The sequence below is a fragment of the Pseudomonas sp. 8_5_2 genome, assembly GCF_059295255.1.
Genome location: NZ_CM181238.1, coordinates 2,386,947 through 2,404,149 on the forward strand (window position 1 = coordinate 2,386,947; position 17,203 = coordinate 2,404,149).

Consider the following 17,203-nt stretch of genomic DNA (forward strand, 5'->3'; position numbering starts at 1 on the left):
ATGGGCCGCGCAGCGGCCCCAGGATTTCAAACGGTACGACGAGCCTCACCGCTAGCGCCGTCCGCCGCCACGTCATCATGCAACGAAATCCGCGAAGTCTCCGGCAACGCCAACCCACCGACCAACGCCACCAGGGCAATCACCACCAGGTAGAACGCCGGGGCCAGGCTGCTGCCGGTCTGCCCGATCAGCCAGGTCGCCACCAGCGGCGCGGTACCGCCAAACAATGTGTAGGCGACGTTGTAGGTAATCGCCGAGGCGGTATAGCGGGTGCGGGTAGGGAAACTTTCCGACAGCAACGCCGCGGTCACCACGCCGCTGCACAATGCCCCCACCGCCAGCAGTATCACCCCCAGCAGTGCGCCCGACAGCGAACCGGAGCTGGCCAGCCAATACGCCGGGAACACGCACAGCATCACCCACAGGCAGGTAAAGCCGATGGTCTTGCGCCGCCCGACCCGGTCCGAGAACGCCCCGGCCAGCGGGCAGCCGACGGCGGCGAACAGCAGGGCCACGGTGGTTACCAGCAGCGACTGCGCACGGGTCAGGTTGCCGACCAGTTGCAGGTACGTGGCGAAGTAGGTGGTGAACATGTAGAACGACAGCGCCGTCAGCGAGATGAAAGCGCCCAGGTTACGAATCGCCCGGCCATGGTGACGCAGGGTTTCCTTGAGAGGCGAGTGTTCGTGCTGCTTGCCTTGAGCGACCGCTTCACGGAAGGCCGGGGTTTCTTCCATGCGCCAGCGCAGGTACAGCCCGACCAGCCCCAACGGGGCCGCGATCAGGAACGGAACACGCCAGCCCCAGGCACTCATGGCCTCGGCAGACAGGCTGGCCTCCAGGCCATAGGCGATCACCGCTGCACAGGCAAAGGCGGAAAAGGTCGAGACCGGTACGAAACTGCCATAAAAGGCTCGCTTGTTGCTGGGCGCGTGCTCCATCAGGTAGGCGCAGGCACCGGCATACTCGCCACCGGCAGAAAAGCCCTGCAGGCAGCGCGCCAGGGTCAGCAGCACGGGGGCGGCCAGGCCGATGCTGGCGTAGGTTGGCAACAGGCCGATCAGGGTTGTGGAGCCGGCCATAAGCAGGATGGTCAGCGACAGGATGCGCTTGCGCCCCAGCCGGTCGCCCAGCGCACCGAACACGATGCCGCCCAGTGGGCGCAGGGCAAAGGCCACGGCGAACACCGCAAAGGTCTTGAGCAAGGCTACGCTGGCGTCCTCGCTGGCAAAGAACTGGCTGGCGATCAGCGTGGCGAGAAAGCCGTAGACGGCAAAGTCGAACCATTCGACGAAGTTGCCGATGGCCGAGGCAGCGATCACCCGGCGCAGGGTGGCGGGGGATACCTCATGAGGTGCGGGCATGCGGGGGCTCTCCGGTTCCATTGGTAGTATTCGCCAGTAGATAACCGGGAGCGCAAGGGTGCTGTGTCGAGGGCGACCTCGGGATATTCGATTCAACCAGGGTTGCAGTGTTCTTACAGTCTCCCGACCTTCCACGGCGCCTATTCGAGTTCGCTGTAGCCCTGGGCCTTGCCCTGTTCGTCAGTACTGAACCCGGGCAGGCGGCTCAGGTCCAGCGTCAGGCTCGCCGGTATCGGCGGTGGCGATACCGAGTTGCAACGCTTGCTGCATGTCACGGGTGAAGGTTTGCAGGCTGAGCGTGTCGGGCTCGGAGGCAGGACGGCTCTGGCAGCCTGTCAGCGCGATGAGGGTGACAACCACAAGCGCTGGGGACACCGGTCTGAACACAGGGACTTCCTTGATGATGCAGGGGCCAGCTTTCATGCCGGCATGGGTGATGACGACCATTATCACTCAGGGCGGTCGACGGTTTTGTGGAGTTTGTGCGTAGGAACTGCCCTTAAGGACGATGCCAGCACCAGGCCGGCATCGCCCTGTGCATCAGAAGCGCATGTCCAGCGCCAGTTCGACGGTGCGCGGTGGCCCCATGTAGTACTGGCTGCTGTAGGCCTGCTTGGCGTACACCTCGTCGGTCAGGTTGCGCACGCGCCCGGTAAGCGTGGTGTGCTCATCCAGCCGGTAGCGGGCGAAGGCGCCGAACAGCGTGTACGCCGGGGCCTTGAGGCTGTTGGCGTTGTCGGCATACACCGAACCCACGTAGCGCCCGTCCGCGCCCACCGACCACGCCGCGGACAGGCTGTAGGTCAGCCACAGGTTGGCGACACTGGCCGGCACGTTCACCGGGGCGTTGCCCTTGCGCGACACCGACACGCCGTTGACCGCCTCGTTGAACTCATCGTACTGCGCATCGACATAGGCATAGTTGGCCTCGGCCAGCAGTCTCGGCGTTACCTGCAGGCGCCCGGACAACTCCACGCCCCGCGAGGTCTGCTGTCCGGCCTGGACCGTGAGGTTGGCGTCGTTCGAGTCGCGTACGGCAAAGTCCTTGCGCACGATCTGGTACAGCGCCAGCGTGGCCGCGCCGCGCCCATCGAGGAAATCGAACTTGCTGCCCACCTCCCACTGCTCGCCTTTGGACAGGTCGAACAACCCCACGTTGGAATAGGTCGCTGCCGCCAGCGAACCGGCAGGCAAGTCGGCCGAACTGCTGTACTGCGCATAAAGGCTGGCGTTGGCGGTCAACGCATAGGTCAGGCCGATGCGCCCGGACAGCGGTTCCCAGCGGCGCTCGAAATACGCCGGCGAGGTTGGCGTGACCGCACCGTAGTTGGTTACCTGCATGTCCAGGTAGTCGTAGCGCAGGGCGGTCAGCAGGGCCAGGCGCTCGGTGAGCTGCAGGCGGTTTTCGGCAAACACCGCGCGGTTGGTTACCTCGTGGCGGCGTTGCTTGGTCAGGCCGGCATTGACCCCGGGTATGTCATCGAAGCTGCCGGGGTCGAAGTGCTCGGCATCCACCACATCGCTCCAGCTGCTGGAAGTGGGGTAGAGGGTCTGGCGCATGCGCGAGTATTCCAGCCCCAGCGACCACTGGCTGGCCAGGCCAAGCAGCTGGTTGTCGTGGCGCACTTCGATGCGGTCGCCCAGCAGGTTCTGCTGGTGGCTTTGCAGGTAGGGGCTGCTGCGCTGCACTTTGCCGTCGGGTGTATAGGCGTAGCGTTCGAGGTTGCGGTAATCGCGCTGGGCGTTGTAGTGGTACAGGGTGTTCTGCACGCTGGTGCTGTCGCTGACCTGGTAATCGAGGATCGAGCGCAGCCAGCGCACCCGCTGCTCGTAGCGGCCGTCGGCGACGTTGTAGTTTTCGAAGCGGCGGCTGTTGTCGATTTTCATCGTGCTGCGCCCGGGGAGGATCGGCGAGCCCCAGTAGGGGCTGTCTTCGCGGTCTTCCTGATACTCCAGCGCCAGGGTGTGGGTGAGGTTGGGCACCAGATCGCTGAGCAGCGAGAACGCCAGGCTGTCGCTGTGCCGCTCGTTGCGGTCGACGTAGCCGTTGCCATGCCCGCGGCTAAAGTCCAGGCGGGCGAAGTGCCGGGCGTCGGCCGGGTTGCTGGCCAGTGCCTGGTTGATGCCGAACGCCACTTCGCTGTCGTCGAAACTGCCGTAGCGGATACGGCCGTCGACGATTTGCTGGTCGCGGCTGGCCAGCTTGCTGATGTAGTTGATCGAGCCGCCCACCGCACCGGCGCCATGCAGGAACGAGGAGGGGCCGCCGATCAGCTCGACCCGGTCGAGCACCCAGGCATCTATCGGTCGGGTGGCACTGCTGTAGCCCAGGTTGATGCCGTTGTACAACTGGGTGACCTGATTCTGGGTGAAGCCGCGGTAGGCGACGAAACCGCCAAAGCCGGGGTTTGCCGAGGCGTTGACGCCGGTCATGGCGTTGATCACGTCCTGGCTGTCCTTGGCGCCGCGTTCTTCGATCAGGCGGCGGTCCGAGACACTGACCGAGGCGGGCGTTTCCCGCGCGGTCAGGCCCAGGCGTGAGCCCGTGCGGATCGGCTCGTCCAGTTGTACGCCGCTGGCGGGGTCGCGCTCACCGTCGATGGTGGTGGCGCCCAGTTCCACGGCGGCGCCGTCGGCCCAGGAAAAGCTGCAGGTGCCCATCAGGAGCACCAGGGAGGAATGGCGAAGCATGTTGATGTGTCTTCCACGCAAAGGTCATGGCTGACCGCGAGCGCGCAGGCAGGCGCGCCCGGCTGAGGTCAGGCGAGATGAAGTACGGCTGCGGGGATGGCTGTGGGGGAGGCGCGAGGATTGAGCGCGGGGCGTAGGTAGCGCGGGGGCGGCTGCGCCCAGCTGCGCACGACGATGGGCGAGTTGGCAACGGCTTGCGCCGGGGTGAGCGACCAGCCGCTGCTGCCGAGCGGCACGGCCAGGCCAAATGAGGAGCACACCGGGCAGTCGAGCTGGGCCATGTGCTGGTCACCGCCGGCGCCATCGAGGTCGATGGCCACGCCGTGTTCGCTGTTGACCGAGCAGAAACCGCCTTCCAGGCCAGCCAGGCGCAGGCCGCCCATCTGGCCATGATGCAGGCCGCACAGCAACAGGCTGAACAGGACGCTGGCATAGAGCGTCCAGGCAGTCAGCGTGCGAGTGTGCCGGGTGGTTTTCATGGCGGCGAATCTACCACCCGGATGAACGGTCGGGTAGCTCTTTGACGCTACAATTTCACGCTGCCTTGCAGCCCTGTCGCCTCAAACCGGCAAACTCTGGTAGGGCAACTCGTCCCCCGGGCTGCGCTCGAACTGGCGCTTGTACTCGCGGCTGAACTGCGACGTGCTCTGGTAGCCCACCCGGTGTGCCGCCTGCGCCACCCCAAGGCCTTCGCCGATCAGCATCTGCTGCGCCTTCAGCAACCGCAGGCGCTTGAGGTACTGCATCGGCGCCATGTCGGTGCAACGTTTGAAATGCTCGTGGAACGTGGAAACACTCATGTTGGCGCGTGCCGCCAGCGCCTCCACGCTCAGCGGTTCGGTGTAGTGCTCGCGCAGGTGAGCGAGGGCGGCGCCGATGCGGGCGAAGTGCCCCTGTTGCTCCACCAGTGCCCGCAACACGCCGGCTTGCGGGCCGCGCAGGGCGGTGTATAGCACCTCGCGGACCCGCGACGCGCCTAGCACTTTGGCGTCCAGCGGGTCCTGCAGGCAGCGCAGCAAGCGCTCCACGCTTTCGCGCATGGGTGCGTCCAGCGCCGCCGAGGTCATCGATTGCGGTGTTTGCGCCTGCACCGCAACGTCCGGCGCCAGGTCCATGCGCTGCACCAGTTCACCGAGCACGGCACGGTCGATGTCCACCGCCACTCCCAGCAAAGGCGCTTCGCGGGTGGCGAAGGTTTCACACATGAACGGCACCGACAATGCCTGCACCAGGTAGTGCCCCGCGCCATATTCCAGGGTGCGTGGGCCGAGGCGGGCCAGCTTGCTGCCCTGCGCCAGGATCATCAGGCTGGGCTCGTAGATCTGCGGGCTGCTGGCCACATAGTGGTCCCAGCTGAGTACCTGCACCTGGGGTAAATGCGTGGGCACGAAACCCGGGCGGGTGGCGAGGCTGCGAATCAGTTCGCAGAGCGGCGCATTGGCATCGACGTGGCGGGTCAGTTGCATAGTGAACCAAGGCAGAGAATCAGACAGCCTGATCATCGCAGATTGGAGGCAGAGCGCCAGGTGTCCTATGGCATCTTCGGAGAATCAGGCATGCATGCCGGAGGATCAGCCGTGGGCGCGGCGGTAAACCACGCGCAGAATGCGCCGCCTGAATCGTTTCACTTCACTGCGAGGCCCTGCATGTACACTGCCATTGGTTACGCCGCCCAAACCCCCACCAGCCCCCTGGCCCCCATGACCTTCGAGCGCCGCAGCCCGCGCCCGGACGACGTCGCGATCGAGATCCTGTACTGCGGCGTGTGCCACTCCGACATCCACCAGGCGCGCAACGAATGGGGCATCGCCGTGTACCCGCTGATGCCTGGCCACGAGATCATCGGCCGCGTCACTGCGGTGGGTGGCCAGGTGACGGCGCACAAGGTCGGCGACCTGGTTGGCGTCGGCTGCATGGTCGACTCCTGCCGCCACTGCGAGGCCTGCGCCAAGGATCTGGAGCAGTACTGCCTGGAAGGCCCGACCATGACCTATGCCACCCCCGACCGCGTCGACGGCAGCAACACCATGGGCGGTTACTCCAGCAGCATCGTGGTCAGTGAGCACTTTGTGCTGCGTATCCCGGCCGGCATGGACCTGCCCAGCGCCGCGCCGATCCTGTGCGCCGGCATCACCACCTATTCGCCGCTCAAGCATCATGGCGTCGGCCCGGGCCACAAGATCGGCATCCTCGGCATGGGTGGTCTGGGCCACATGGGCATCAAGCTGGCCAAGGCCCTGGGCGCCGAAGTGACCTTGTTCACCCGCTCCCAGGCCAAGGCCGAGGAAGCCCGCCGACAAGGCGCCGACCACGTGATCGTGTCCACCGATGCTGAACAGATGCGCGCCGCTGCCGGCCGTTTCGATTTCCTGCTCGATACCATTCCGGTGCAGCACGACCTCAACCCGTACCTTGAAACGCTGAAGTTCGATGGCGTGCACATGCTGGTCGGCCTGATCGAACCGATCGACCCGGCGGTGCATGCTGCCAACCTGGTGATGAAGCGCCGGGTGCTGGCAGGGTCGTTGATCGGTGGGGTCGCTGAAACCCAGGAGGTGCTGGATTTCTGTGCCGAGCATGACATTCGCTGTGATATTGAGATGCTGGATATCCGCAATATCAACCAGGCGTATGAGCGGATGATTGCCGGGGATGTGAAGTATCGATTCGTGATCGACATGGCCACGTTGCAGCGCTGATTGATCGGTTGCCTGAGGTGGCCTCTGCGCGGGGGAAGCTACGGGGATCGCATCAAGGCTAACGGGTGCTGCAGGCCTTGTGGCAGGCCCTTGTCAGCCCTGACGCGATCCCCATGGGCTGGCCTGCCGGCGATCACCCCGGCGCATTCAGCAGGTCCGGTCACCCAGGCAAAAAAAGGGCCCGCAAGGGCCCCGTAGAGGTAAATGGCTAACGTCCTCAGGCGCTTTCGACCTTGCGCGGCGCCATGAAGTACATCCACACCAACGCCAGGAAGTACATGGCCGGAATCATGGTGAACAACACGGCATAGTTGTTGTGGGTAGCAGTCAGCACGCTACCGACAATCTGCGTCATGAACATGCCGCCAATCGCCGCGCACATGCTGCCGAAGCCGAACACTGTGCTCACCAGGTGCTTGGGTGTGTAGTCCATCACCAGGCTCCAGATGTTCGCCGTCCACGCCTGGTGCGCACCCACCGCCAGCGAGATGGCCGCCACTGCGACCCACAGGCCGCTGGCGTTTGCCGCGAAGGTGACGCTGAGCATGGTGCAGGCAAAGATCAGCATCGACACCAACCGCGCAGTGGTTGCGCGCACGCCGCGTCCGATCAGCCAGGACGACAGGATGCCGCCACCGATGCTGCCAAAGTCGGCAGTCAGCCAGATGATGATCAGCGGAATGCCCATCTGGGTCACGTCGATGCCCAGGCTGTATTGCTGATTGAGGAACGGCGGCAGCCAGTACAGGTAGAACCAGAACACCGGCGCAGTAATCGCATAGGCCACTGCGAACGCCCAGGTGCCACGCAAGCGCAAGATGCGGCTGAATGGCACGCGAGTGGGCTCGGGCTCGTCATCCTGCTGGATGTACTCGACCTCGCTTTGGCGCACGCTGGGGTGGTCTTCAGGGTTGTAGTACTTCAGCAGCCACAGCACCACCCACACCAGGCCCAGGCTGCCCATGGCGATAAACGCGGCCTGCCAGCCCCACACCGCCAGGATCACCGGCAGCAGCGCCGGGGTGACCATGGCGCCGACGTTGGTACCCGCATTGAACAGGCCGGTGGCAATCGCCCGCTCACCCGCCGGGAACCACAGGCGTACGGTCTTCACGCAGGCCGGGTAGTTGGCGGCCTCGGTCAGACCAAGAATGAAACGGCAAACCATGAAACCGGCCGCCGAGGTGGCCAGGCCGTGGGCCCCGGTGGCCAGGCTCCATAGCAGCACGGCAAAGAAGAACGCGCGCTTGACCCCGACCTTGTCGATCAAACGGCCCTGCAGCAGGAAGCCGATCGCATAGCCGACCTGGAACCAGAAATTGATGTTGGCGTAGTCCATCGCCGTCCAGCTCATTTCCTTGGCCAGCACCGGCTGCATGATGCCGAGTGCGGCGCGGTCGATGTAGTTCAGGGTGGTGGCGAAGAACACCAGGGCAAGCATGCCCCAGCGGGTCTTGCCGACGCCGAAGGCGCCGCGAAGCTTGTCGCCGATCGAACCCTGAGGCATCCGGGTGGCGGCGGGGGTGATCTTGGAATGGTTCATAGACTGCTCGTTTCTTGAAATTGTAGTCAGCTGCGGTGCTACGGGTACGTGACCAGTTACCGGGCAGAGGGCACGCAAGGCCGGTGCATGGTGAGCAGTGAAGCCGGCAGCGTCAATTCGAGAGACGGGCTACTGTTCGGTTATCGAACGGTTGCGTTGCCTGCGTGTGGGGCAGGGGCCAGTCAATTGATGAAGGTAGTCGGGACTGGCGCTGGATACAGGATGGCGCAAGTCGAGCGGGAGGGGGGAAGTGCGGGTTATGGACGTCATGCCAGCGTGCATTCAGGCCCAGGCAGTAGCCCAGCGCTCGACCTCGGCGCGGCCGTATTGCTCGATCCACGATCGCACTGTCTTGTGCAAAGTGCTTTTCGCTTCCACCACCTCGCCCGTGTACGGGTTCTTGTAGTACTTGCTTTGCCGCGCGCGGTAACGCGGGGATGGTGCTAGACGAGACCAATGCTGATAACTATCGTCGTATTCCTGCCGGCTCTGGCTCTCGAGGATGGCCACGACATTCGACAGGTTGAACTGGTATTCGGCAAGCAAGTCGTGGAGTTTGCATTCGAATTCGAATTCGCGTTTGAAATGGGGGTTGACCTTGATGAAGGAAAGTTCGGATTTTTTAGCAGCGAGCAGGCGCTCCAGGGCGCGGAATTCGGCAAGGCGGGACATGGTTTATCTCCAGCGGTTGATGGAGATAGTGTTAGTGGCTGCAAAGCCGTAATGCAAGCAGTGAAATAATTTGAGAAGTTATTTTTGAAGATGTTAGTGGGTGTGTCGGCGAATGGTTTGTTTAATGCCGAGAGATATCTGTAAGTTTGTTCCTACACGAGAGTACTTGATAGAACATGGCGTGGTTCCATGGGGCGTTCCTGAAAGAAGCGGCTGGCGATAAGAGGCCGCAGGACGGCCCCGGTCGTTGACAGGCAGGCATGAGAATGCACGGCTTAGTTGGTGGTTGCGGTTAGTTAATCAGCCAACCCGGGTCTCCCTCGACCAGCACGCCTCCATGGCTGGTAGTATCTCCCTCCCTGGCGGCCGGTTGGCCTTCGATGATCGTGCAGGCAGCGCCGGTTTCGATGACGGCGCCGCAACTGGTGCGGTCGCCGACCCGTGCGATGGCCTTGCCATCCACGAACGCGGCGCTTGCCCCGGTTTCCACGATGCCCACCCCATGGATCGGGCACTCATGACGATGGCCTACAAGTACGATGGGTTTCATTTGCGCTTCCTTTTACCTGGTTGAATGACCGGTGCTTCTTCGAAGGCCGCCTGGGGTGGTGCGGCGGCCCGGATGTTGAAGAGCCGGCAGAGGCCGTACCAGCAGATGGCAAGCGTGAGGTTGTAGGGGAACAGCACCGCCCAGAATGGCAATTGCCAGTTCTTTTTGCCCTGCATTTCCCCCGGCTCGCCGGTTCGCCAAGGGGCGTAGTGCCGCCAGGCTTCTGCCGGGGTCAGACAGATGGCGTGAAGCGGCTTGTGCCACCAGTTGGGTTCACTTGGCGGGGGAAGTTTGTCCGGGCCGTGGTCCATGAAATGGCGTAGGTATTCCCAGACTTCGGCGACGTGCCTGACCCCGGGTTCTGTGGGTTCGTTGCTGTCGATCCAGAGGCAGTCTTTCTGATGGAGAGTGCCGTCCTCTCGGCGAGGGGCGAAGGCAAGGGCGTAACTGGTGCTGAACGACGAGCCACCATATTCGGTGCGTTTGAAAACGCCTCCGCCGGTATTGTTCCAGTCGAAGATAATTAACTTGCTTAAGCGTTGATAGTATATTTTTTGGGTTGAGCGGTTGAGGCAGAAGCTGGATAAACTTTTTATGAAGTATATTCGATAAATGAGAAAGGGGGAGAAAGTGAAGGGCATGAGTACGAATCCGATAGTTAGTGCGGGGTCAGATATAAAATATTCAAAAAATTCACTATCAAAGAGGTAGGGATAAAAGCCAAGCATTAAAAATATGTTCATTGCGCAGTACAGTTTTGCCATGAATACTGAGTCTGATACCCAGGGGTTTCGCAGCTGTAATGTGTTTTTGGTTAGATCTATTAGTTGTCCGCCAATGGCAGGTTTGTGCCCTGAGCATGATGCTGTGTTGAATAGCCAGATGGTTGCCATAATCATCGCTCGAGATGAAAAGTTGAAAGGATCTCACTGTCGTCATCTAGCCCCTGATTAGGGCAGTAGGCTAGCCGCAGAGAGATAGATTTATGGTGGGGCAGCGGCCTTTCGAAATGCAAAATCAACCCAGCGCCTGCAATGTGCCCGGTAGGCGTAATAGGGAACACGTCCATGCCTTGGTCGTTACGAAAGGCGGCTAAACTTCCTGCCCATTCGCTTACCCCTAGCACGAAGCTTGGCAGAAGCACTACGAATTCAGCGGTTGGTTGAGTCGTGGCTACTTCGTTGCGTGTGATGGCAGCCCAGTCTGGTGGCGCCCAGTGGTTGTTCTGGCGCCATCTGCTATCGACGTTGTTTACACCGAGTGATTGAGCTTGCTCGGCCGATAGCAGTTTTGGCCCATAATGCTCCCTGTGCCAGGCTTTGATTTCTGCGTGCAGCGAAGTAAAGGCGGGAAGTTTCTTCTCATGGTCCAGCGTAATTTCAGCGCGGATTTCTCCATCATTGATGCGATTCCCGAAGATGCTGCGGGCTGCCCAAAGCTCAATTGAACTGTGAAGGTGCTCATGCGCTTTGGCATGAAGGTAGAGACCTCCTGCAATGATGCCCACCCCTACGAGTACAAGCGCAGCTGCGGCCCATCCGGCAAAGGGCACAATCGATGTAGCGCCCGCGACTGCAAGTCCAGCCTCAAGGACGACAGCAGAACCAATCGCCATGGTGAGTCCGCCTCCTAGCGTATATACCGCTGCGGCTCGATTGCCGTTTTTGAATTGACGTACTCCTTTAGCACCGTCCGAAAACAGGCTAAATGCTATTGCGGGATAACCCGCCAAACGCGCAAACAGATTACTGCTCAAAAACTGGATAACGCCGTTGCCAAAAGCCATCCCCGGGGCTCTTGAACTCAGCCTCAGCATGACGGCCTTTTGCGTGGCCCGTGTGCTGACCAACGTCGCCGCTGCCGCACCGATCACGCCAAAAATGGATGAAGCAAACCCCATCGCGTATTCCGGGGCATCGCTCTTCTGCAGGCTGTTATAGGCCGTCTTCAGCGACAGCACGTTGAACCACAGCATCCCCGCGTTCAAACCGCCTCCGCCGCCAGAAACAAGCAACCCGACAAAGTTAGGCTTCACCCGCGCGGTAGTGGTCAGTTCAATTGACACCGTTCGGCTTCCCGAGATACGCAGTTGCTTCATTTCTTCAACTTGCGCCATCCCGTTCTTGAGGTATTTCTCCACTTCCTGACTGAACGGATTTTCCCGAACGGCCTGCTCGGTGATCCGATACCGGGCTGCCAATAGCCCCAGCGCTTTCTCGGCATTGCCTTCACGTGCTGCCAGCAGCACTTGCTGACGCAGGCCATGACTGGCATCCCACCTTGTCTTTCCACGCAAGCGCTTGAGCAACACGGCATTGACCGACTGGGCGGTGAGGTCGGTGATGTCGGCCATGGCCGGGAAACGACCGGCCAGGCCCTCGACCACATTGTCGCTGGCGCCGAACAGACTGCCGATCGAGTCGGCCTTGTCCTTGAACGGGTTGAACGGTGCCAGGGCTGTGTACAGCGGGCTGTCGTGCTGATCCAGCCACTGTTCCAGGCGTTTGAAGCGTCGATCCTGGTCTTCGGTACCGGGTGTTGGCTGACCCATTGGATTGATTATCAGCGCCAGAGATATTTCCAGGCCGCGGGCGGAGAGGCGTTCGTCACGGTCGTAGCAGGCCAGCGCCGCAGCAAGGCTGTAGGGATTATCGACAGCAGCGGCCTCCGCCGTGGCCAGCCAGACGTCGTGATCGTTGCTGGCTTGCAAGGCCAGCTTGCGCAGGCTTGCAAGCCGCTCTTCCAGCGCATCGCGTTCAGCGAGAAAGCGCAGGTATTTGGCGGTATCGATGCGCTGTGCCAGGCGTGCGCCGCCGGGGGAATAGTCCTGGTGGGTGAGGGCCTCGAAGCGTGCCGCTGCCGGAGCAGCGGCGGGGCCGCGGCGTTCCGTGTTGATCCTGAAGGCGGCCAGCTCCGGTGACGGTGCATCGGCCGGGTACAGGCTTTCCAGCGTCTTGTTCAGCAGCATGCCCACCAGGTTGCGATGGTGGAAATCGCGGCTTTGTCGGCTCAGCTGTTCGGCATCCAGCCGGTAGCACGCTGGCACTCGTTCATGCTCGGGGCCTTGCGCAGGTCGGGTGTGTTCCAGCTGCTCGGCGGGCATCAGGTCACGCAGTTGATGCTGGTAGGCCGACACCGACAGGCCCAGGTCCAGGGCCATGCCTTCGGCATCGGCGAGGGCCACCACCACCGGGACTTTCGGCTGGGTACTCGGGTAGTGCCGCGCCATGGCGGTGAGGTTGCCGATGGGCAGCGTGTCGGTGAACGGATGGCTACTCCAGGTCAGTGGCATGCGCCGGCTGGCCGGCTTGAAGTCTTCGACCCAGGTTTGCAGGGCGCTGACCGGCAACACATGGGGCTGGCTGGACGGGGACTGGTTGCTGGCCAACAGCTCGGCCATGTCCAGCTGGCGCATATGCCGTTTGCGCAAGGCGGCTGAACCGGTGATGCGCGCGGTCGTGGCGTTGGTCCACAAATGCGGGCTGTAGCCGATCCACACTTCCTTGGCGGTGTCCGGGCAGGTATCGGCCCACACCCAGCCCACGGTCCGGCTGGCCTGGTAGCGATGACGCAGGTGATAGTCCTCCAGGCCCCGGTAGTGCAGTTCCTTGTAGTGGCCTTCGCCGTCGTATTCATGAATGACCAGCTTTTCGCCCTGGGGGCCTTGCATGAACATGTAGATGTAGCCAGGGCGCAGGGCACGCAGGGTGTAGGCGGAGTGCTGCAGGGGGGTAAAGCCTTGTTCCAGGTTGAAGCCTGCGTCGGCGTAGCGGCAGGCAGGGGTAGCGCCGGTACGCGGCACGATGGCATAGCGCACCGGCAGGATCGGCACGCGTGCACTGCAGGCAGGGCCGGAGGTGGCACTGCTGACACTGGCGTCATTCATGGACGGGCTCCTTGCTTTCTATCAAGGCTTGCAGTTCGCGAAGGCGGCTCTGTGGGGACTCATCGAGGTTGGTGTAGATCTTCCCGGCTTGATCATTGCCCATGAGCCACATGTGCCTAGCCATCAGCCTGATGAACTGCCCAGCGACTTCCTCATCGCGGAAGTTGAGGGCCTTCAGTTGTGGCAGCAGGGTTTCAATCCAGCGCCGAATGTCGGCCAATATATGGGTGGAAGGGTGTTGCAGCGCTAACACCTCATGCGCCAAAGACAGAACGAAGTGCTCGTGCATGCCTGCTTGCAATCGCTCGATTTCCAACTGGCGAAGGCGCATGGGGGTGTCCGCGAAGCAGCGGCCGGTGGTCGGGCTGCGCTCAAGGGTTTTCCACGCGTGAGCCGGCCCCCAGTTGGCTCGCCAGGCCAGTGAAGTCACTGGCCCAAGCCAAGTGGCCAGATGGTCGTCATCCAGTGCATTCAGCCAGGCTTCGAGATGGTCCGGTTTGAAGTGAAAGGTCGCAGATCCCTGATCGGGAAGGGTGATTTGAACAAGGCTGGTGAAGTGAGCTGCCAATGCGGTGAGGCCAATCTGCGCATCCAGGGCAATGGCGCCGCCAATCGGCATCCAGGTCGATATAGCATGGACAAGCAGATCAGGCGCTTCCGTCACGTCTACCAGCAACGGCCCAAAATCATGCTGCTCGTCCAGAATGCTGCGCCTCCACAGCCATTCATGCTGGGTATTTCGGTTTACGTCATTGATGAGCTCAAGCACCGAGGGGGCATAGGCCGGGACCAGTTCACCTTCCTGAGGGATGGGTCGGTAGGCCCAGTATTCGAGCACGCTGGTCATGAGCACCAGAAAGCGAGCGCCTTGTCCGAACTGCTCGCCAGGCGGTGCGTTCGAAGTGGTGGTGTTCATTGGCCCGGCCCTCTGATGCAGCGGCAGTCGGGCAGCCCGCAGGTGCCATCGGGGCGGCGCCCGCATCCACGTTCAAGGGGTTTTCCCGTGACCGGTGCGCTGCTGATGGAAAAGGGGTTGGTTGCCCCGTCTGCCGATTTGAGCAACTGGCCGTTTATGCGGATTGTCGGGCCCTCCAGGGTGATGCCTGTCTCATCGATCTGGATGGAACCCCCAGGGCCCTGAATGATCACGGCTTGCGCTGTGCGTAGCTCGTAGCGGCGGGTGCGCCTGCGGATTTCTCCTCGGGCTTCGAGCTCGGCATGCCCTTCGACCTGCTGTTCGAGGTTGCCGCCGATGCTGCTGTGATGATTGGCGGCAATCTTGTCGTGGCGGTGATTGCCGATGGTTTCCACACGGTCCTTGGCAATCTTGATGGTCTGGTTACGGCCGACATCCAGAGCAGCGTCCTGTCCGATGCTGACGCGCTCATCATTGCCGACCGTTTCAGTGCGGTCATGGCCGATCTGAATCGATTCGTCGTTATCGACCTGTTCGGTGCGGTCATTACCGACCTGCGTGGACTCATCGTGCCTGACCACGATGTTCTGGTCTTTCTGTGCGTGGATGAACACCTCTTCCTGCCCCAGTTCATCTTCAAAACGCAGTTCGTTGAAGCCATTTCCCTTGTGGGTCTGGCTTTTGATGGTCATACGCGTCTTGTGTCGGGGCAGGTCATAGGGCGGTAGCTGATCACCGCAATAGGTACGCCCGGTGATCATCGGCTGGTCTGGGTCGCCATTGACGTATTGGATGATCACGTCCTGGCCGATACGCGGGATGGCCATCGCGCCCCAACTGCCTCCGGCCCAGCCTTGCGATACCCGCACCCAGCAAGAGCTGAACTCGTTGCTCCTGCTCTCGCGGTCCCAGGGGAAGCTGACCTTGACCCGGCCCCACTCGTCGCAATAGATCTCCTCACCGGGCGGGCCGACCACGGTGGCCATGTGCGGGCCGTCCACGCGAGGTTTCTGCAAAGGGGCAGGGCGCCATTCGGTGCGACCTGGCACCAGCACTGCGGTTTGCTCATAGCGCGTGCTTTGGTCGACGCTGGCAGCCTCTTCCTGCAGGCTGGTGAACTGGCGGCCCTTGTGAACGACACTGTTCACTCGCCAGTGGGCATTGAGGTCATCGCGAGGGTGACCGGTCAGCGTGAAGCTCAGCCCGGGTTGTAGCCGTGCGTCATCCCCCTGAACTTCGGCAATGCGTGCATCATGACGCAAGGCGGTGATGCGGTTTTCAGTGAACGGTTTGCCCACCGCATCGCGCTTGTAGCGGCCGGGATAATCGAAGCGCTCATATTCGCTGGACTGATGCTCCAGGAAAGGGCCGGACGCGCGGTGTTCCTGGCGATAGGCAGGATGGGTGAAGGTGTAATCGCGCTGGACCTGCCGCGCTGTCCGCACCTGCTCGCTATAGCGCAAGCGCCGCAGGCAGGGCCTGGCCTGATCGCCGCCACTGTTGGACTGATACAGCACGGTATTGGGGTCAATCACTTCCCCGTCTTCAAAAAAACCTTCGTCTTCATCCTCGCGCTTGAGCGCGCCGTGGCTGATCAGGCCAAGCGATTGCACGCGATCCGTGATGATCAGTTTGTGCAGCTTTTCACTGTGCTCGAAGCGGTAGACAAAGCCTTCTTCTGCGGCGAGGCGGGCAATAAAGGCAAGGTCGGTTTCACCGGCCTGTACGCAGAACTCGCGCACCTGATGCTTATCCACCGCGTGCAGCTCGTACTGATCGATGCCCTGACGTTTGAGCATCAACTCAAGAATCTGCGGCACGGTTTTTTGCTGGAAGATGCGCCAGTTCGAACGCAGGCCGGCGCGGGCCAGAATGGGTTCGACCAGCGCGTGATAGTAGGTGCGGTAAAAGCCGCTTTCGCCCTGGCTGAAGCTGCTCACCAGGCCGTTCACGTAACGCACCGGCCCTTCTTCATCCAGGATGGTGAGTACCACCGGTTTGTCCAGCACTTGGCCGAAGTCGATATCGGGCTCGAAGCTGACCAGCTCCAGTTCCAAAGTAAAGGGTGCGCTGATCGCTTCCCTGAGTTCAAACGACACCACTTCGAACTCAACGTCGCCCACCAGTGGCTCGAATCTGTAGCGCAAATCAGATTGGCTAGGCATAAAAGATCCTTGTCCGCCGTCCGAAGAGTTGAAAGCCCAGGCAGCGCGAGGCTTGCCTGGGGCAATTCAGTGGGGTCAGGCGATCGGTTTGCGCCAGTCGTCCGAGCCTTCGGTGCCTGCAACCACATGAGCCCAGGAGATCTTGCGGTAGGACATGGACACTTCGATCAATTGTGTGAAATCAGCGTTTTCCTTGTCCTGCGCATGCGGCAGGGTGGTGTGGATATCGACGATGGTGGCGTCCTCCAGCTTGGTGGTGAAGAAGTGTTCCTGCTTGCCCTCCACTGAGGTGCGATACCAGCTGACCTCTACCGTCGGCAACATTTCGCCGCTGGCCAAGGCCTGGTACATGAGCGGTGTGGCTTTGTTCAGGGCACTGGTGAAAATGAACGGTTTGTGCACCCGCTGGCCCGCCGGTTGGCCACTCTGCGGGTCGGTTGGGGTGGTCACCTGGTGCTTGATTTCCTGCACCAGAATCTCGTCTTCATGGCCCTCGACGAACACGTTGCCGACCGAGTCAGAGGTGAAGGCGCCTGCGGTGATATTGCCTTGGGTCTGGCCTTCGATCTTGATGTAAGCGGGTGTTGGCATGGCAGTTTCTCCTGCGTCCAGGTGGATACAACACGCCAGCACGAGCGGCGTGGCCATCGGAAACGATGGGCTTGTCAACGAGGCAGGTACCTCGTCAATTCGTTGGATTCGGTTGCGTCGCTGTTC

Annotated in this window: 14 protein-coding genes; 1 reads left to right on the plus strand and 13 read right to left on the minus strand. The window is 61.6% G+C overall.

Going from position 1 to position 17,203, the window contains the following annotated elements:
* Positions 1-26 precede the first annotated feature (26 nt).
* The 5 genes from AC5O5R_RS11060 to AC5O5R_RS11080 form a co-directional block, all read right to left on the minus strand.
* On the minus strand, positions 27-1,364 hold the full coding sequence (locus AC5O5R_RS11060; protein WP_172286107.1) for an MFS transporter: 1,338 nt from the start codon (positions 1,362-1,364) through the stop codon (positions 27-29).
* Positions 1,365-1,544: 180 nt separating this feature from the next.
* Complete coding sequence (locus AC5O5R_RS11065; RefSeq protein WP_494515354.1) at positions 1,545-1,811, minus strand: hypothetical protein; 267 nt, start codon at positions 1,809-1,811, stop codon at positions 1,545-1,547.
* 93 nt (positions 1,812-1,904) lie between these two features.
* Entirely contained in the window at positions 1,905-4,055 is a 2,151-nt protein-coding gene (locus AC5O5R_RS11070) for a TonB-dependent receptor (RefSeq protein ID WP_494515355.1), read from the minus strand.
* Between the two features lie 68 nt (positions 4,056-4,123).
* On the minus strand, positions 4,124-4,534 hold the full coding sequence (locus AC5O5R_RS11075; RefSeq protein ID WP_172286105.1) for a DUF2946 family protein: 411 nt from the start codon (positions 4,532-4,534) through the stop codon (positions 4,124-4,126).
* A gap of 81 nt (positions 4,535-4,615) precedes the next feature.
* Positions 4,616-5,521 carry an AraC family transcriptional regulator gene (locus tag AC5O5R_RS11080; RefSeq protein WP_172286104.1) on the minus strand — a complete coding sequence of 302 codons (906 nt, stop codon included), beginning with the start codon at positions 5,519-5,521 and terminating at the stop codon, positions 4,616-4,618.
* 180 nt (positions 5,522-5,701) lie between these two features.
* Between AC5O5R_RS11080 and calA the strand changes: the two genes are divergently transcribed.
* Complete coding sequence (gene calA, locus AC5O5R_RS11085) at positions 5,702-6,754, plus strand: vanillin reductase (RefSeq protein WP_494515356.1); 1,053 nt, start codon at positions 5,702-5,704, stop codon at positions 6,752-6,754.
* Positions 6,755-6,971: 217 nt separating this feature from the next.
* On the opposite strand, the gene AC5O5R_RS11090 is transcribed toward calA, so the two are convergent.
* The 8 genes from AC5O5R_RS11090 to AC5O5R_RS11125 all read right to left on the minus strand — a co-directional run bounded on the left by AC5O5R_RS11090 (position 6,972) and on the right by AC5O5R_RS11125 (position 17,077).
* A complete protein-coding gene (locus AC5O5R_RS11090; protein WP_172286103.1) occupies positions 6,972-8,297 on the minus strand; it encodes an MFS transporter in 1,326 nt (441 codons plus the stop codon).
* Positions 8,298-8,579: 282 nt separating this feature from the next.
* Positions 8,580-8,969: a histone-like nucleoid-structuring protein, MvaT/MvaU family gene (locus tag AC5O5R_RS11095; protein WP_172226236.1), complete on the minus strand. Its 390-nt coding sequence runs from the start codon at positions 8,967-8,969 to the stop codon at positions 8,580-8,582.
* A gap of 292 nt (positions 8,970-9,261) precedes the next feature.
* Positions 9,262-9,519 (minus strand): PAAR domain-containing protein, encoded by a 258-nt coding sequence (locus AC5O5R_RS11100; RefSeq protein ID WP_172286102.1) that lies wholly within the window; start codon positions 9,517-9,519, stop codon positions 9,262-9,264.
* Positions 9,516-10,412, minus strand: a complete 897-nt coding sequence (locus AC5O5R_RS11105; protein ID WP_172286101.1) for a DUF6708 domain-containing protein — start codon at positions 10,410-10,412, stop codon at positions 9,516-9,518. Before AC5O5R_RS11105 ends, AC5O5R_RS11100 begins: the two co-directional genes overlap by 4 nt.
* A 2-nt stretch (positions 10,413-10,414) precedes the next feature.
* On the minus strand, positions 10,415-13,405 hold the full coding sequence (locus AC5O5R_RS11110) for a T6SS effector BTH_I2691 family protein (RefSeq protein ID WP_494515357.1): 2,991 nt from the start codon (positions 13,403-13,405) through the stop codon (positions 10,415-10,417).
* Positions 13,398-14,321 carry a DUF4123 domain-containing protein gene (locus tag AC5O5R_RS11115; RefSeq protein ID WP_494515358.1) on the minus strand — a complete coding sequence of 308 codons (924 nt, stop codon included), beginning with the start codon at positions 14,319-14,321 and terminating at the stop codon, positions 13,398-13,400. The genes AC5O5R_RS11110 and AC5O5R_RS11115 overlap by 8 nt, the downstream gene beginning before the upstream one ends.
* Positions 14,318-16,486: a type VI secretion system Vgr family protein gene (locus tag AC5O5R_RS11120; RefSeq protein ID WP_494515359.1), complete on the minus strand. Its 2,169-nt coding sequence runs from the start codon at positions 16,484-16,486 to the stop codon at positions 14,318-14,320. The genes AC5O5R_RS11115 and AC5O5R_RS11120 overlap by 4 nt, the downstream gene beginning before the upstream one ends.
* Before the next feature lie 75 nt (positions 16,487-16,561).
* Positions 16,562-17,077 (minus strand): Hcp family type VI secretion system effector, encoded by a 516-nt coding sequence (locus tag AC5O5R_RS11125; protein ID WP_172285754.1) that lies wholly within the window; start codon positions 17,075-17,077, stop codon positions 16,562-16,564.
* Positions 17,078-17,203: the final 126 nt, after the last annotated feature.

What these genes read in the sequence shown, in the direction of transcription:
- AC5O5R_RS11060 (WP_172286107.1), bottom strand. Translation starts at nt 1,364, where the DNA reads ATGCCCGCACCTCATGAGGTATCCCCCGCCACCCTGCGCCGGGTGATC.
- AC5O5R_RS11065 (WP_494515354.1), bottom strand. Translation starts at nt 1,811, where the DNA reads ATGGTCGTCATCACCCATGCCGGCATGAAAGCTGGCCCCTGCATCATC.
- AC5O5R_RS11070 (WP_494515355.1), bottom strand. Translation starts at nt 4,055, where the DNA reads ATGCTTCGCCATTCCTCCCTGGTGCTCCTGATGGGCACCTGCAGCTTT.
- AC5O5R_RS11075 (WP_172286105.1), bottom strand. Translation starts at nt 4,534, where the DNA reads ATGAAAACCACCCGGCACACTCGCACGCTGACTGCCTGGACGCTCTAT.
- AC5O5R_RS11080 (WP_172286104.1), bottom strand. Translation starts at nt 5,521, where the DNA reads ATGCAACTGACCCGCCACGTCGATGCCAATGCGCCGCTCTGCGAACTG.
- calA (WP_494515356.1), top strand. Translation starts at nt 5,702, where the DNA reads ATGTACACTGCCATTGGTTACGCCGCCCAAACCCCCACCAGCCCCCTG.
- AC5O5R_RS11090 (WP_172286103.1), bottom strand. Translation starts at nt 8,297, where the DNA reads ATGAACCATTCCAAGATCACCCCCGCCGCCACCCGGATGCCTCAGGGT.
- AC5O5R_RS11095 (WP_172226236.1), bottom strand. Translation starts at nt 8,969, where the DNA reads ATGTCCCGCCTTGCCGAATTCCGCGCCCTGGAGCGCCTGCTCGCTGCT.
- AC5O5R_RS11100 (WP_172286102.1), bottom strand. Translation starts at nt 9,519, where the DNA reads ATGAAACCCATCGTACTTGTAGGCCATCGTCATGAGTGCCCGATCCAT.
- AC5O5R_RS11105 (WP_172286101.1), bottom strand. Translation starts at nt 10,412, where the DNA reads ATGGCAACCATCTGGCTATTCAACACAGCATCATGCTCAGGGCACAAA.
- AC5O5R_RS11110 (WP_494515357.1), bottom strand. Translation starts at nt 13,405, where the DNA reads ATGAATGACGCCAGTGTCAGCAGTGCCACCTCCGGCCCTGCCTGCAGT.
- AC5O5R_RS11115 (WP_494515358.1), bottom strand. Translation starts at nt 14,321, where the DNA reads ATGAACACCACCACTTCGAACGCACCGCCTGGCGAGCAGTTCGGACAA.
- AC5O5R_RS11120 (WP_494515359.1), bottom strand. Translation starts at nt 16,486, where the DNA reads ATGCCTAGCCAATCTGATTTGCGCTACAGATTCGAGCCACTGGTGGGC.
- AC5O5R_RS11125 (WP_172285754.1), bottom strand. Translation starts at nt 17,077, where the DNA reads ATGCCAACACCCGCTTACATCAAGATCGAAGGCCAGACCCAAGGCAAT.